Below are 14,703 nucleotides of genomic sequence, written 5' to 3'. Positions count from 1 at the left end.
GTACAGGTGGTTCGGTGTGGCGGGTCAGAGTGCGCGGTGCTTGGCTTCGCCGAAGAACGGCGTGTGGTGGGCGCAGTCGTTCAGGCGCACCACTTCCAGGCTGTCCAGATCCGCGCCTTCGAGCAGGTTGAGCGTGGTCGGCGCCTGGCGGAAGGTCCACAGGCGGGAAATCGGCAGGCCCAGCACCTTGCACAGGATCACGCGGTTGACCGCATCGTGCGCAACCACCAGCAGGGTGTCGTGCTCGCCGAGGCCTTCGGTGGCACGCGCCAGGCCGCGCCAGCTGCGCTCCAGCACCAGGCGCAGCGATTCGCCGCCGGGCATCAGCACCGTATCCGGCTCCTCGCGCCAGGCCTGCAGGCGCGACGGATCCTTCTCGTGGATCTCGCTGGCGAGCAACCCTTCCCATTCACCGTGGGCGATTTCCTGCAGCTCCGGCTCGGTCAGCAGCATGTCGGCACGCGCGGCGCCAAGCGCCAGCTGCGCGGTGCGCTGCGCGCGCGACAGCGGCGAGGCGACGGCACGGGTGATGTCCACCGAGGCCAGGCGGGCACCCAGTGCCTGGGCCTGGGCTTCACCGATCGGCGAAAGCGGAATATCGATCTGGCCCTGGTAGCGGCCTTCGGCGTTCCACGGCGTTTCGCCGTGGCGGGCAAGCAGGATGCGCATGCGTGCAAGGGGTCCTGGGGGAGGAGGTTTCCGCGTTTCGTTCACATCCTGTGAAGTACGCGGAACAGGGATGATACCTGTTCGGCGCACCCGGCCGGGCCGGGCATGAAAAAACCCCGCGACGTGGGTCGCGGGGTTTCGGAAACTCCGGCTATCTGGTCGAGGTTGCCGGCCAGCGGCCGGCACTACCCTCGGTACAGGCAGTAGATCCACGCCATGCGTGGATGGACCGCCCGGAACCGCGAACCTTACTTGACCAGGTTCAGTTCCTTCAGCAGCTGCGGCGCCGGCGCCACTTCCTGCATGATCCACTGCATGTAGCGGCTGTCGACGGCGATCATGCGGGTCATCACCGGGTCGAACACCCAGTTGGAGCTGACCGATTCCCAGTTGCCATCGAAGGCCAGGCCGACCAGCTTGCCGTTGGCATCCAGCACCGGCGAACCGGAGTTGCCGCCGGTGATGTCCAGGTTGGACAGGAAGTTCACCGGCACTGAACCAATGCGCTTGTCTTCCAGGCCGCCGTAACGCTTGGCCTTGACCGCATCGAGCAGCGCCTTCGGCGAATCGAACGGATCTTCACCGGTTTCCTTCGCCGCCACGCCTTCCAGGGTGGTGAACGGGGTGTACTTCACACCGTCCTTGCCATAGCCCATGACGTTGCCGAAGGTGATGCGCAGCGACAGGTTGGCATCCGGATAGACGAACTCGCCCTGGCTCTTCTTGTAGTCGGCCACGGCCTGCAGGTACAGCGGGCGGGCGGTCAGCGATTCGCCTTCGCGGATCTTCTTCTGCTCTTCCTGCTTCAGCAGTGCCGGCATGACGGCCACGGCGTACTGGATGGCCGGATCGCTGCTGGCTTCAAACGCGGCACGATCGGCCTTGAACCACTTCAGGCGATTGTCCAGGCTGCCCAGCTCGGTGCCGCCCAGCTTGTTCACCAGCGACTTGACCGCAGCGGCATCGCTGCCGGCCAGCCACTTGTTCAGCACTTCGTTGTCGCGCTGCGCGGCCGGCAGGGCCACGTACTGGTCCAGCCAGTAGGTCTGCAGCTGCTGGTCCATCTTTGCCACGTAGCGACGGTCCATCTGCTTCAGGCCACCTTCGATGGTGGTCAGGTCGCGTTCCTGGTAACCGGCTTCGCGTTCGGCATCCGGCTTGCTGCGCTCGATCGACAGGCGATACAGGGTGATCGCCGCGCCGACGGCCGAGGTGTTGTTGAACTGGCCGACGAACAGGTCGCGTTCGCGGGTCGACTTGCTGGTATCCAGATGCTTGAGCAGCTGCGCGTGGGCGGCCAGGGCCGGCTTGCCGGCAGCGCCCTGCTTCTTCAGCCAGGCCAGCACGGCGGCTTCTTCAGCCTGCTTCTGGCCTGCGGCGTCGATGCGCTTGAAGCCTTCCAGCTGGCCCAGGTAGTTCTTGGCCACGTTGTTCATGCTGGCGGCGGTCGCTGCGTACTTCACCTTGACGTCGGCGTCGGCCTTGCCGGCGTCGGCGATCATTTTCAGCACTGCGTTGTAGTGCTTGGCGATGGTCGGGTAGGTGAAGCTGGCGGTTTCGTTGAACTCACCGGCCAGTGCATAGCGGTTGGTGCGGCCCGGGTAGCCGGCCACCATCACGAAGTCGTCGGCGCCCAGCGGCTGGTCGGCGAACTTCAGGAAGTGCTTGGGCTGGTACGGCACGTTGTCGGCGGCGAAGGCGGCCGGCTTGCCGTCCTTGCCCACATAGGCCCGGTAGAACGAGAAGTCGCCGGTGTGGCGCGGCCACATCCAGTTGTCGACGTCGCCGCCGAACTTGCCGACGCTGCCCGGAGGCGCGTAGACCAGGCGCACGTCCTTGATTTCCATGTTGCGGAACAGGCGGTAGGTGTTGCCGCCGGAGAAGCTGTACAGGCGGCAGCGGAAGCCGGCGTCGGCTTCACAGGCGGCGACCTGGGCCTTGTCGAAGGCGTCCAGCGCGCGGCTGCGGGCCAGCGGATCGTTGCCGGCGCCAGCAATGGCGGCCTTGGCCTGGGCGGTGACGTCGGTGATCTGGTCGAGCACGAACACGCGGGCGTTCGGGCCGGCACTCAGTTCGTCCTTCAGGGTCGGCGCGTTGAAGCCGTCCTTGATCAGGTTCTTCTGCGCGGTCGAATTCAGCTGGATGGCGCCGTAGGCGCAGTGGTGGTTGGTGACCACCAGGCCCTGAGGCGAGACGAAGCTGGCGGTGCAGCCGCCGAGGGCGACGACCGCGCCCATCGGGTCGCCGGTCAGGTTGGCCAGCTGTTCCGGGGACAACTTCAGGCCGGCCTTCTGCAGCGGGCCGGCGATTTCCGGCAGCTGCTGCGGCACCCACATGCCTTCAGCGGCATGGGCGACCTGGGCCAGCCCAAGGCTGGCGACGATGGAGAATGCAAGCAGGTTCGAGCGCATGGAGCGGCCCCTGGTAGTGGAACCTTCGATTGTAGCCCGCCGCCCTGCCCCGCCCCGAACCCCGGAAGTCATGCAATCAGGTGCTTCCACCGTTCAGCATCTCCATTGCGATCGGTCAGAGACGAGAGGCCAGGCCGATGCAGGACACGCCGTAAACCCATCCATGGGGGCTCGGTCGCGCCATCCATGGCGCTCACGGTCCTGCATCGGCCTGGCCTCTCGCCTCCCCACAGTCCCCTGGCCTCGGACGGTAGCGCCGAGCCATGCCCGGCGAGCGAAGCGACGCCGCTGTTCGCAGCACGTTCGAAACGCCCGCCGGCGCACGCCTTTCGTTCCGCCACTGCACCCGCAGCGCAACATGGGAAATCCGCGCGGCACCCTATAATCCGCGCTTTCCCCCTGATGAGTTCCACCCCGATGGCGCAGCAAACGATGAAGGCCCTGGTCAAGCGCGAAGCGGCCAAGGGCATCTGGCTGGAAGAAGTTCCGGTTCCGACCCCGGGCCCGAACGAGGTCCTGATCAAGCTCGAGAAGACCGCGATCTGCGGTACCGACCTGCACATCTACCTGTGGGACGAGTGGAGCCAGCGCACCATCAAGCCGGGCCTGACCATCGGCCACGAATTCGTCGGTCGCGTCGCCGCACTCGGCTCGGCCGTGACCGGCTATGAAATCGGCCAGCGCGTCTCGGCCGAAGGCCACATCGTCTGCGGCCACTGCCGCAACTGCCGTGGCGGCCGCCCGCACCTGTGTCCGAACACCGTCGGCATCGGCGTCAACGTCAACGGCGCCTTCGCCGAGTACATGGTGATGCCGGCCAGCAACCTGTGGCCGATCCCGGACCAGATTCCGTCCGAGCTGGCCGCGTTCTTCGATCCCTACGGCAACGCCGCGCACTGCGCGCTGGAGTTCAACGTGATCGGTGAAGACGTGCTGATCACCGGTGCCGGCCCGATCGGCATCATCGCCGCCGGCATCTGCAAGCACATCGGTGCACGCAACGTGGTGGTGACCGACGTCAACGACTTCCGTCTGAAGCTGGCCGCCGACATGGGTGCCACCCGCGTGGTCAACGTGGCCAACCAGTCGCTGAAGGACGTGATGAAGGAGCTGCACATGGAGGGCTTCGACGTCGGCCTGGAAATGAGCGGCAACCCGCGCGCGTTCAACGACATGCTCGACTGTATGTACCACGGCGGCAAGATCGCCATGCTCGGCATCATGCCCAAGGGCGCCGGCTGCGACTGGGACAAGATCATCTTCAAGGGCCTGACCGTGCAGGGCATCTACGGCCGCAAGATGTACGAGACCTGGTACAAGATGACCCAGCTGGTGCTGTCCGGCTTCCCGCTCGGCAAGGTGATGAGCCACCAGCTGCCGATCGACGACTTCCAGAAGGGCTTCGACCTGATGGAAGAAGGCAAGGCCGGCAAGGTGGTGTTGAGCTGGAATTGACCCTTCGCCGCGCGCGATGGGTGGGTGGGTGCCGAGCTTGCTCGGCACACCTTGAAACTGAAAAAGGCGCCCGATGGGCGCCTTTTTCTTTGCCATCCCGAAGTTGCCGGCCAGCGGCCGGCACTACCGGTAACGCCTGCAGCGTTACTTGCCGATGGCCACGGTCAGCATCACGCGGCTGTGGGCCAGCTTGCCGGAGTTGTCGCGGCCGTTGCCGTCGGTACCGTAGTAGCCCAGGCCGACCTTGGCCATTCCGAACTGGCGCTCAACGCCGACATTCCAGTCGGTGTAATCCTTGGCGATGCCGTTTTCAAACGTGCTGCGGCCGACATTGGCATTCAGGGTGAAGTCCTTCGGCAGGCCCCAGCTGCCACCCAGGCCGAAGTACCAGCCATCGGTGCTGCTGTTCCACACATCGTTGGTGTAGGCCACCGTCAGCTTGTAGGTGTCATCCAGCGTGGTGGTGGTGATCAGCTCGTTGTAGTTCTGGTGGCTGGACTTCAGGTAGGTGTAGCGGTTCAGCAGCACGTCGACGTTGACGCGCTCGGTGACGTCCACGCCGTAGCCGATCAGGTAGTCGACCTCGGTCTTCGGATCACCTGCACCGAAGTCCACGCCCGAACCCCAAACGCCGGCATACAGGCCAACCGGGCTGGTGTAGGTGAAACCGGCCTGCAGGGTCGGATCCTCGTCGGTCTGCGACACACCACGGAACAGGTAATCGGAAACAGCGGTGACGTTCCAGCTGTACGGCGATTCGTTTTCCTGGGCGCTGGAGGCGAACGGGCCGGCCAGGGTCAGGGCAGCGGCAATGGCGAGGCAGGCACGGGCGTGCTTCATGAGCGTCTCCGGTGGGGGCGGTGGCGTGGAAGGCGGGGAGCGGGCGTAGCGGCCGGAGCGGGACAGCTCCGGTTCACGAATTTTTAACCAGTTTGCTATTGCGATGCAACATGTGCCGGCCGTGGCGATGCCCCATCCGGGCCGGTCGGCAAGCGGCGATGCCCGGTAGAATCAGCGGTTTCCCCGTTCAGAGCCGTGCCCACGCCATGACCGACGCCTCCTCCGCCCTGACCCGCCACTACGCCGAGGAACTGGACGCCATCCGCGCCCAGGGCCTGTTCAAGTCCGAGCGGATCATCACCAGCCCGCAGTCGGCCGAGATCACCCTCGAGGACGGCCGCAAGGTGCTGAACTTCTGTGCCAACAACTACCTGGGCCTGGCCGACCATCCGGACCTGATCCAGGCCGCCAAGGATGCGCTGGATACCCACGGCTTCGGCATGGCCTCGGTGCGCTTCATCTGCGGTACCCAGGACCTGCACAAGCAGCTGGAGAAGCAGATCGCCGACTTCTTCGGCAAGCAGGACACCATCCTGTACGCGGCCTGCTTCGATGCCAACGGCGGCCTGTTCGAGCCGCTGCTCGGCGAGAACGACGCGATCATTTCCGATGCGCTGAACCACGCCTCGATCATTGACGGCGTGCGCCTGTGCAAAGCCAAGCGCTTCCGCTACGCCAACTGCGACATGGCCGACCTGGAAGCCCAGCTGCAGGCCGCCGACGCCGCCGGCTGCAAGACCAAGCTGATCACCACCGACGGCGTGTTCTCGATGGACGGCTTCATTGCCCCGCTGGACGAGATCACCGCGCTGGCGAAGAAGTACAACGCGCTGGTGCACATCGACGAATGCCACGCTACCGGCTTCCTCGGTGCCACCGGCCGCGGCTCGGCCGAAGTGAAGGGCGTGCTGGAAAAGATCGACATCATCACCGGCACTCTGGGCAAGGCCATGGGTGGTGCACTGGGCGGCTTCACCTGCGCCAGCGCCGAGGTGATCGAGCTGCTGCGCCAGCGTTCGCGCCCGTACCTGTTCTCCAACTCGCTGCCGCCGCATGTGGTGGCCGCCGGCATCAAAGCGTTCGAGATGCTGGCCGCCGCTGACGATCTGCGCGACACCCTGGTGGAAAACACCCGCTACTTCCGCGAAAAGATGGTCGCCGCCGGTTTCGACGTGAAGCCGGGCGTACACCCGATCAGCCCGGTGATGCTGTACGACGCACCGCTGGCGCAGAAGTTCGCCGAGCGCCTGCTGGAAGAAGGCATCTACGCGATCGGCTTCTTCTTCCCGGTGGTGCCCAAGGGCCAGGCCCGCATCCGCACCCAGATCAGCGCCGCGCACAGTCGCGAGCATCTGGACCGCGCAATCGATGCGTTCACCCGCATCGGTGTCGAGCTGGGCGTGATCAAGGGTTGATCCCCACCGGCCAAAGCGTGCCGACCAAGGTCGGCACCTACCGGGCGTGAGGGCGTGCCGACCGAGGTCGGCACCTTCCCGGCATCACTTCTTTTTCTTCTTGCCCTTCGGCTCGTCCTTGCTGGCCACCACCACCGGCTTGGCGGCAGCATCCTGGCCGTTACCCTTGGCAACGCGGATGCCATTGGCCTTCATCCAGGCATCGAACTCATCGGCGGTCATCTTCTTGTCGCCGTTGCTCATCAGGAAGCGGTAGCTGCCGCGACCATCCAGCTCCGGGGTCTTCACTTCCACCACCGGGGTCTCGGCCGGCATTTCCGCCTTGGCCACCTTCTTGTGGCCACCACAGGCGGTCAGCAGCACCATCGGCAGCAGCAGGCCTGCGCAGCGCAGGGTTTGGTTGAGGGTCGGGTGGTACATGGGCAGGCTCCGTTCGGGAAATTCAGCAGCCAGACGCCCCCTACGCCTGGAACGGTGGCCGGCAACCGCCGGCCGCGGGCGATGATCAGCCCGGTGCAGCGGCCCCCAGCCGCTGCTGGTCACTGACCTCCAGCACCCGCCACTGGCCCTTGCCGAGATCGCCGAGCTGCAGCCCGCCGATCGCAACCCGGACCAGGCGCAGCACCTGCAGGTCGAAGGCCGCCAACAGGCGGCGGATGTGGCGGTTGCGGCCCTCGTCGAGGACCACCTCCAGCCACGCGGTCTTATCGCCGCTGCGCAGCACGCGCACAGCCTGGGCGACGAGGAACTCGCCCTCGTCTTCGACACCGGCGCGCAGCGCGGCCAGGGTGTCCTCATCGGGCAGACGATCCACCTGCACGTGATAGGTCTTCTGCGGGCCGGTCTCTGGATCGGTCAGGCGCGCGGCCCACTGCGGATCGTTGCTGAACAGCAACAACCCTTCACTGGCCTTGTCCAGGCGCCCGACCGGCGCGATCCACGGCAGGCCGGCACCATCGAAGCACCGGTACACGGTATCGCGGCCACGTTCGTCCTGCGCGGTGGTCACCACCCCACGCGGTTTGTTGAGCATCAGGTACAGGCGCTGCGGCGCGCCCATCGGCTGGCCATCGACCTCGATCGGCGGCGCCGGCTGCCCAATCGGGAATTCGGGATCCCGCACGATGCGGCCGGAGACGCGCACGCGGCCATCGGCGATCCAGCGCGCGGCCTCGCTGCGCGAACACACGCCGGCCTTGGACAGCACGCGCGCCAGGCCATGACGGACACCGGCGGCTGTGGCAGCGGGAGTCGCACGCCCACGCGGTGCGTGGGAGCGGGCGGCGGGGGCGGCAGGTGGGCGGCGCGTGCGCAAGCCTCTGCTCCCCGCGGTGCTTACTTCTTGTCGACCGGCTTGGTCTCAGCCGGTGCTTCGGCCGGGGCCGGAGTGGCGGCCGGAGCCGGACGCGCCTTGACCACACGCACGCCACGCGCCTTCATCCAGGCGTCGAACTCTTCGGCGGTCATGCGCTTGCCGTTCTGGCTCATGTCGAAGCGCCAGGGCGTGTTGTCGAATTCGGTCTGCGGCTTGTAGGCCGCCGGATCGTTCGGCTTCACTGCCGGGGCGCTCGGAATGGCCTTGGCGATGTTCTGGCAACCATCGATGCGCAGGCGCTGCAGCACCTGGTCCAGCGACTGCGACGGATCGTAGTTGCTGCTCAGCACGCCGGCCGGCATGCCCAGCTGGTTGCCACGGATGTAGAGCTCGTCGGCCACCGGCGCGATGGTCGTGGCCGGCAACGGCAGCGGCGAGGCGCTGGTGTTGACCGAGCAATCGACCGCAGCGTGGGCGGCGGGAACCAGGGCCAGCGCCAGGAAGGCGGCCGATGCAGAGCGCAGCATGAAGGGCATCCAGGAAAGGAAGTGACGCGGCGAGTTTAGCAATGCCGCGACAGCTTTCAAGCGCCACTTTCAATGAATACGGCAACTCATTGGTTTTACGGATAAAAACCCGACGAACGGTTGTTCCCGGACCGACGGACACGCGGATTCCGGGCCGCAGAAACAACAAGACCCGGCCGAAGCCGGGTCCTGCTGTGTCCTACTGGCAGACCGTCAGAACTTAGTTCTGGACGTTCAGCTCGGTACGACGGTTCTTGGCGCGACCTTCCGGGTTGTCCGAACCATCCGGGTTGGTGTTCGGAGCAATCGGACGGCTCTCGCCGTAGCCGATCGGGCCGACCAGGCGACCGGCGTCAACGCCGTTCTTGGTCAGGTAGTTGTACACGGCGGTAGCACGACGCTCCGACAGCTTCTGGTTGTAAGCGTCGGTACCCTTCGAGTCGGTGTGACCGGCAACTTCAACGCGCAGATCCGGGTAACGCTTCAGGATCTCGGTGGCTTCGCTCAGGATCGCCACGGCGTCCGGACGCAGGTTCGACTTGTCGAAGTCGAAGTTGACGCCCTTCAGGTCGATGGAGACCGGCACCGGGCAACCGTCCGGACCGATGGTCTGACCCGGCTGCGAGTTCGGGCACTTGTCGTCGCAGTTGTTGACGCCGTCACCGTCGTCATCCAGGTCGGCGCAGCTCGGGGCAACCGGAGCCGGAGCCGGAGCAGCCGCGACCGGAGCCGGGCCCAGCGGGATCACGACGCCGACCGAAGCCAGCACGTCACCGAACCAGTCTTCCTTCGGAGCGGCAACGCTCTGGTCGTCGAAGTCAGCGCGGTAGGCCACTTCGGCGCGAACAGCAACGCGCTTTTCGAAGGTGGTCTGCAGGCCGACGCCCAGCTTGGCGGCAACGTTGCCGTCCTTACGCTGGCGCGGACCGTTGGCATTCAGCGCCGGGTACTCTTCTTCCGACTTCTGGTAGCCCAGGCCACCGACGATGTACGGGTTCCAGCCGCGGCCTTCCTTGATGAAGTGGCGACGCAGGTCCAGCGAGACGCCGTACTGCGACCAGTTCAGGTCCTTGTTCGAATCGAAGTTCGGGTTCTGATAGTTCAGCTCACCGTCCAGCGACCAGTTCGGGCTGATGAACTTGCCCAGGCCCAGGGTCACGAACGGAGCGTCATTGGTCAGACGGTCGCTGTCCTGGAAGTTGAAGCCGGCCGAACCGGTCAGGTACCAGCGGTCATCGAACTCCTGCGCCGAAGCTGCCTGGGCAAAAGCCAGGCCGCCCAGCAGCGCGGCAGTAAGGATCTTCTTGTTCATTGAGTACAGCTCCTATTTCGGGGGTATGAAACCGGTAGAGGCATGGGCCAGCACAAGTGCGTCGATGTACGACAGCCGATTCAGCACGCCACCGCCGCGAACATTATGCTCAGGCGGGTGAAGGCCATGTTAACAGTCCCGTAACATGTGAAGTGTTGCGCCCGACCGTCCGCCGGTCCGACGTTGAAACCCTATACAGGATGATGAAAATCCGCAAGACCCTCACGCTGCAAGGGTTTGACGGGGTTTAGGCGGGGAAAACGACATATTGCGCGGCGCGCTGCATCAAACGGTTCAGCGCGTCTGCGGAAACGTGAGGAACCTTATGATGGAGCCACGAACCCAGCCGGAGCCGTGATGAAAGCCGTCGCCCTGAGTCGTGAATCCGCCCCTGCCCTGTGCGATATCCACCTGCCTCCGCCGCTGCCTCCCCGGGGCCGTGACCTGCTGGTCCGGGTCGAGGCGGTTTCAGTCAACCCCGTCGATGGCAAGCAGCGTGCCAGCACGGATCCGGCCACGCTCCAGGCACCCCGCGTGCTGGGTTGGGACGCTGCCGGCGTGGTCGAGGCAATCGGCGACGAGGCGAGCCTGTTTGCCTCCGGTGACGAGGTTTATTACGCAGGCGATGTCACCCGCCCCGGCTGCAATGCGCAGTACCACTGGGTGGATGAACGCCTGGTCGCGCGCAAGCCAACCACGCTGGATTTCGCTGAAGCCGCAGCGCTGCCGCTGACCACGCTCACCGCCTGGGAGCTGCTGTTCGAGCGCATGCCGCTGCGGCTGGACGATCGCCGCCACGCCGGCCAGCACCTGCTGGTGATCGGCGGTGCGGGCGGGGTCGGCTCGATGGCAATCCAGCTGGCCCGCCATGCGGGTTTCGAGGTGATCGCCACGGCGTCGCGCGAGGCCTCGGCCGACTGGTGCCGGCAGATGGGTGCCCGGCACGTGATCGACCACCGGCAACCACTTCAGGCCCAGCTGCAGGCGCTGGGCATCGACACGGTGCAGGTCGCACTCAACCTGGCCGACACCGATCACTACTGGGACGAACTGGGCCTGCTGCTGGCGCCGCAGGGACATGTGGGCCTGATCGTCGAGCCGCGTGGGCCGCTGCGCATCGGCGATCCCTACAAAGCCAAGTGCATCGGCATCCACTGGGAGTTCATGTTCGCGCGCTCGCGCTTTGCCACTGCCGACTGCATCGAGCAGCACCGCATCCTCAGCCGCACGGCCAGCATGATCGATGCCGGCCAGCTGCGCGGCACCCTCAGTGAAAGCCTGGGCCCGATCAATGCGGCAAATCTGGACATCGCGCATCAGCGCCTGGCCAGCGGACGCACGGTGGGCAAGCTGGCGCTGGCAGGCTGGGGCGACTGAGCCAGGCTGGAACGCCGATGTAAAGCCGAGCCCATGCCCGGCCGTGCGGTCTGATCGTAGCGTCGAGCGTGCTCGACTGATTCATCAGGAGCAGTCGAGCACGCTCGACGACACTGTAGCGGCGGATTGGTCGGCATCTGTATCTATGGAAGTGACTGAATCGGGATTACGGTGGGAACAGATTTCTCTCCCCCGAGACCGCCATGCCCACCGCCCTGCCCTTGCGCCTGCTGCAACTGATCACCGGCCTGTTCCTGTACGGCTTCGGCGCCTCGCTGATGATCCGTGCCGCCATCGGCGTGGCGCCCTGGGATGTCCTGTCACAGGGCATCGCCGCGCAGACGCCGCTGTCGTTCGGCCTGGCGACCAATGTCATCGGCGCACTGGTGTTGCTGCTGTGGTGGCCGCTGCGGCAGAAGCCGGGTGTAGGGACCGTGCTCAACGTGATGCTGATCGGCCCTTCCGCGCAGTTCGGGCTATGGCTGCTGCCGCCGGCCGTCGGCCTTGGCTGGCAGCTGGCAATGTTCTGCGCCGGCATGCTGCTGGTCGCGCTGGCCACCGGCCTGTACATCGGCGCCCGCCTCGGTCCCGGCCCGCGCGACGGCCTGATGACCGGCCTGCATGCCCGCACCGGCTGGCCGATCTGGAAGGTGCGCAGCCTGATCGAGGGCAGCGTGCTGCTGCTGGGCTGGTGGCTGGGCGGCAATGTTGGGCTCGGCACCCTCGCCTTCGCCCTGCTGATCGGTCCGCTGTGTGGTGTCACGCTGGGCTGGTTCGGGATCGGTCGCACCCCGGTAGTGCCGGCCGCTGGCCGGCAGCCGCAAGCACCCTGATCTGCCCAGGATGCCGGCCAGCGGCCGGCACTACCCCCCGGAGTTCGGGGGGAGCGCCGCAGGCGCGGGGGCGTGGAGGCCGGTAAGTGGGGCCCGCGGTTCGCGCAGCGAATTGCGGGAGCGACAGCACGCATGTGCCGAGCGTACCCGGCCAGCGGCCGGCACTACCCCCCGGAGTTCGGGGGCAGCGCCGCAGGCGCGGGGGCGTGGAGGCCGGTAAGTGGGGCCCGCGGTTCGCGCAGCGAATTGCGGGAGCGACAGCACGCATGTGCCGAGCGTACCCGGCCAGCGGCCGGCATTACCGCCCCCCGGAGTTTGGGGGCAGCGCCGCAGGCGCGATCCAGCGGCCCTTGCCCCGGCCGCCGTTTCGCGGCACGCTTCGCGCTTCCGTACGCAAGCGTATCGACAATGTCGCCAGCCAACGAAAGCGCCTACCCCCATCTGTTCGCCCCGCTGGACCTGGGCTTCACCCAGCTGCGCAACCGCGTATTGATGGGCTCGATGCACACCGGCCTGGAGGATCGCGCCCGCGACTTCCCGCGGCTGGCGGCCTACTTCGCCGAACGCGCCGAGGGCGGTGTCGGCCTGATCGTCACCGGCTGGCTTCGCGCCGAACGTGGTCGGCTGGCTGAAGCCGTTCGGCGGCAAGCTGTCCTGGCCCTGGGAAGTACGCCCGCACCGTCAGCTCACCGCCGCCGCGCACCAGCACGGCGCGAAGATCTGCCTGCAGCTGCTGCATGCCGGCCGCTATGCCTACCACCCTCTGTCGGTGGCGCCGTCGAAGCTGAAGGCACCGATCAACCCGTTCACCCCGCGTGCGTTGTCGGCCAGCGGCGTCGAGCGCCATATCGCCGACTACGCACGCAGCGCGAAGCTGGCCCGCGAGGCTGGCTACGACGGTGTGGAAGTGATGGGCTCGGAGGGCTACCTCATCAACGAGTTCATCGCCCCGCGCACCAACAAGCGCACCGACCGCTGGGGCGGCGATGCGAACCAGCGCATGCGCTTCGCGGTCGAGATCGTGCGCCGCATCCGCGAGGCCTGTGGCCCGGACTTCATCATCATCTACCGCCTGTCGCTGGTGGACCTGGTGGAGGACGGCAGCAACTGGGAGGAGATCGTGCAGCAGGCGCAGGCCATCGAGGCCGCCGGCGCGACGATCATCAATTCCGGCATCGGCTGGCACGAAGCCCGTATTCCGACCATTGCCACCTCGGTGCCGCGCGCTGCCTTCGCCGGGGTCACCGCCAAGCTCAAGCCGCATGTGAAGGTGCCGCTGGTGGCGACCAACCGCATCAACATGCCCGACGTCGCCGAGCGCATCCTCGCCAGCGGCGGTGCCGACATGGTGTCGCTGGCGCGTCCGCTGCTGGCCGACCCGCAATGGCCGAACAAGGCCCGTGCCGGCCGCGCCGAGGCAATCAACACCTGCATCGCCTGCAACCAGGCCTGCCTGGACCACGTGTTCGAGAACAAGCTGGCCAGCTGCCTGGTCAATCCGCGCGCCGCCCACGAGACCGAGCTGGTCTATCGCCCCACCGCCACGCCGAAGAAAGTTGCCGTGGTCGGTGCTGGCCCGGCAGGCCTGGCGTGTGCCACCGTCGCTGCCCAGCGCGGCCACCAGGTCACCCTGTTCGATGCCAACGAGGAGATCGGCGGCCAGTTCAACGTGGCCAAGCGCATCCCCGGCAAGGAAGAGTTCCACGAGACCCTGCGCTACTTCCGCCACACGCTGGCCGAAACCGGCGTGCAGCTGCGCCTCGGCACCCGCGCCGATGCCGCCACCCTGGCCGGCTTCGACGAGGTGGTGCTGGCCACCGGCATTACCCCGCGCAAGGTCGACTTCCCCGGCGCCGACCACGCCAAGGTGGTCAGCTACCTGGACGTGCTGCTGGGCCGGGTTGAAGTGGGCACCAATGCGGCGATCATCGGCGCCGGCGGCATCGGCTTCGATGTCGGCGAGTTCCTCAGCCACGCAGGTGAGTCACCCTCCCTCGACCCGCAACGCTGGATGGCCGAATGGGGCGTGGACAGCGCGTTCGAGGCCCGCGGCTCGCTGGGCCGGCCCGAGGTCGAGGCGTCACCGCGTCGGCTGTGGCTGCTGCAGCGCAGCCCGGGCAAGCCCGGCGCGCGACTGGGCAAGACCACTGGCTGGATTCACCGCGCCACACTGAAGGCCAAGGGCGTGCGCATGCTCGGTGGCGTCGAGTACCTGGGCGTGGACGACGAAGGCCTGCGCATCCGCGTGGAAGGCAGCGAGCAGCTGCTGCCGGTCGACCACGTGGTGATCTGCGCCGGGCAGGAACCGAACCGTGCATTGCAGGCCGAACTGCAGGCCGCCGGCATCAACGCGCAGCTGATCGGGGGTGCCGATGTGGCCGCCGAACTGGATGCGAAGCGGGCCATCGACCAGGGCAGCCGGGTGGCCGCCGCGCTCTGATGAGCGCCTGAATGGGGGGCGGAATGTGATTTCCGTCACCCCTACCGAACCTGAATGTCAAGCCGGGCGGTTCACGATGCGTTCGGCTATCCCCCCCTACCTTGCGCCA

Annotated in this window: 11 protein-coding genes and 1 pseudogene; 5 read left to right on the top strand and 7 right to left on the bottom strand. The window is 66.6% G+C overall.

All coding sequences use genetic code 11. The features are described from left to right. Nucleotides 1–24: 24 nt before the first annotated feature. Together ACZK3J_RS04155 and ACZK3J_RS04150 are read right to left on the bottom strand one after the other, a co-directional pair. Nucleotides 25–669, bottom strand: coding sequence for a histidine phosphatase family protein (locus ACZK3J_RS04155; RefSeq protein WP_008268389.1), 645 nt, complete (start codon nucleotides 667–669; stop codon nucleotides 25–27). Between the two features lie 248 nt (nucleotides 670–917). Continuing rightward, entirely contained in the window at nucleotides 918–3,080 is a 2,163-nt protein-coding gene (locus tag ACZK3J_RS04150) for a S46 family peptidase (RefSeq protein WP_049400929.1), read from the bottom strand. A 432-nt stretch (nucleotides 3,081–3,512) separates the two neighbouring features. On the opposite strand from ACZK3J_RS04150, the gene tdh reads away from it, so the two are divergent. Beyond that, nucleotides 3,513–4,535: an L-threonine 3-dehydrogenase gene (tdh, locus tag ACZK3J_RS04145; RefSeq protein WP_478476432.1), complete on the top strand. Its 1,023-nt coding sequence runs from the start codon at nucleotides 3,513–3,515 to the stop codon at nucleotides 4,533–4,535. 144 nt (nucleotides 4,536–4,679) lie between these two features. On the opposite strand, the gene ACZK3J_RS04140 is transcribed toward tdh, so the two are convergent. Continuing rightward, a complete protein-coding gene (locus ACZK3J_RS04140) occupies nucleotides 4,680–5,375 on the bottom strand; it encodes a TorF family putative porin (protein WP_478476431.1) in 696 nt (231 codons plus the stop codon). 206 nt (nucleotides 5,376–5,581) lie between these two features. Here ACZK3J_RS04140 and kbl point away from each other — a divergent pair, with 206 nt between their 5' ends. Then, nucleotides 5,582–6,790, top strand: a complete 1,209-nt coding sequence (kbl, locus tag ACZK3J_RS04135; protein ID WP_005408238.1) for a glycine C-acetyltransferase — start codon at nucleotides 5,582–5,584, stop codon at nucleotides 6,788–6,790. Nucleotides 6,791–6,874: 84 nt separating this feature from the next. Here kbl and ACZK3J_RS04130 read toward each other — a convergent pair whose 3' ends face one another. The 4 genes from ACZK3J_RS04130 to ACZK3J_RS04115 form a co-directional block, all read right to left on the bottom strand. Beyond that, nucleotides 6,875–7,210 carry a hypothetical protein gene (locus ACZK3J_RS04130; RefSeq protein ID WP_049463434.1) on the bottom strand — a complete coding sequence of 112 codons (336 nt, stop codon included), beginning with the start codon at nucleotides 7,208–7,210 and terminating at the stop codon, nucleotides 6,875–6,877. Between the two features lie 85 nt (nucleotides 7,211–7,295). Continuing rightward, the gene (locus ACZK3J_RS04125; RefSeq protein WP_071229156.1) at nucleotides 7,296–8,105 is read right to left on the bottom strand and encodes a pseudouridine synthase; all 810 of its coding nucleotides are present in this window, start codon (nucleotides 8,103–8,105) and stop codon (nucleotides 7,296–7,298) included. A gap of 20 nt (nucleotides 8,106–8,125) precedes the next feature. Further along, nucleotides 8,126–8,632, bottom strand: coding sequence for a hypothetical protein (locus ACZK3J_RS04120; protein ID WP_010483956.1), 507 nt, complete (start codon nucleotides 8,630–8,632; stop codon nucleotides 8,126–8,128). Nucleotides 8,633–8,852: 220 nt separating this feature from the next. Next, nucleotides 8,853–9,944, bottom strand: a complete 1,092-nt coding sequence (locus tag ACZK3J_RS04115) for an OmpA family protein (RefSeq protein ID WP_010483958.1) — start codon at nucleotides 9,942–9,944, stop codon at nucleotides 8,853–8,855. A 357-nt stretch (nucleotides 9,945–10,301) separates the two neighbouring features. On the opposite strand from ACZK3J_RS04115, the gene ACZK3J_RS04110 reads away from it, so the two are divergent. From ACZK3J_RS04110 to ACZK3J_RS04100, 3 genes and pseudogenes are all read left to right on the top strand, one after another. Then, a complete protein-coding gene (locus ACZK3J_RS04110; RefSeq protein ID WP_071229155.1) occupies nucleotides 10,302–11,321 on the top strand; it encodes a zinc-binding alcohol dehydrogenase family protein in 1,020 nt (339 codons plus the stop codon). A 203-nt stretch (nucleotides 11,322–11,524) separates the two neighbouring features. Beyond that, a complete protein-coding gene (gene yczE, locus ACZK3J_RS04105) occupies nucleotides 11,525–12,154 on the top strand; it encodes a membrane protein YczE (protein WP_032130480.1) in 630 nt (209 codons plus the stop codon). A gap of 408 nt (nucleotides 12,155–12,562) precedes the next feature. After that, nucleotides 12,563–14,594 (top strand): annotated as a pseudogene (locus tag ACZK3J_RS04100) (FAD-dependent oxidoreductase). The last annotated feature ends 109 nt before the right edge of the window (nucleotides 14,595–14,703 follow it).

The sequence above is a fragment of the Stenotrophomonas sp. 86428_Sma genome (assembly GCF_056481585.1).
This window is presented reverse-complemented; position numbering and strand designations above follow the sequence as displayed.

Excerpts from the sequence above, each read along its gene's own strand:
- ACZK3J_RS04155 (WP_008268389.1), bottom strand. The coding sequence starts at position 669 with ATGCGCATCCTGCTTGCCCGCCACGGCGAAACGCCGTGGAACGCCGAA.
- ACZK3J_RS04150 (WP_049400929.1), bottom strand. The coding sequence starts at position 3,080 with ATGCGCTCGAACCTGCTTGCATTCTCCATCGTCGCCAGCCTTGGGCTG.
- tdh (WP_478476432.1), top strand. The coding sequence starts at position 3,513 with ATGAAGGCCCTGGTCAAGCGCGAAGCGGCCAAGGGCATCTGGCTGGAA.
- ACZK3J_RS04140 (WP_478476431.1), bottom strand. The coding sequence starts at position 5,375 with ATGAAGCACGCCCGTGCCTGCCTCGCCATTGCCGCTGCCCTGACCCTG.
- kbl (WP_005408238.1), top strand. The coding sequence starts at position 5,582 with ATGACCGACGCCTCCTCCGCCCTGACCCGCCACTACGCCGAGGAACTG.
- ACZK3J_RS04130 (WP_049463434.1), bottom strand. The coding sequence starts at position 7,210 with ATGTACCACCCGACCCTCAACCAAACCCTGCGCTGCGCAGGCCTGCTG.
- ACZK3J_RS04120 (WP_010483956.1), bottom strand. The coding sequence starts at position 8,632 with ATGCTGCGCTCTGCATCGGCCGCCTTCCTGGCGCTGGCCCTGGTTCCC.
- ACZK3J_RS04115 (WP_010483958.1), bottom strand. The coding sequence starts at position 9,944 with ATGAACAAGAAGATCCTTACTGCCGCGCTGCTGGGCGGCCTGGCTTTT.
- ACZK3J_RS04110 (WP_071229155.1), top strand. The coding sequence starts at position 10,302 with ATGAAAGCCGTCGCCCTGAGTCGTGAATCCGCCCCTGCCCTGTGCGAT.
- yczE (WP_032130480.1), top strand. The coding sequence starts at position 11,525 with ATGCCCACCGCCCTGCCCTTGCGCCTGCTGCAACTGATCACCGGCCTG.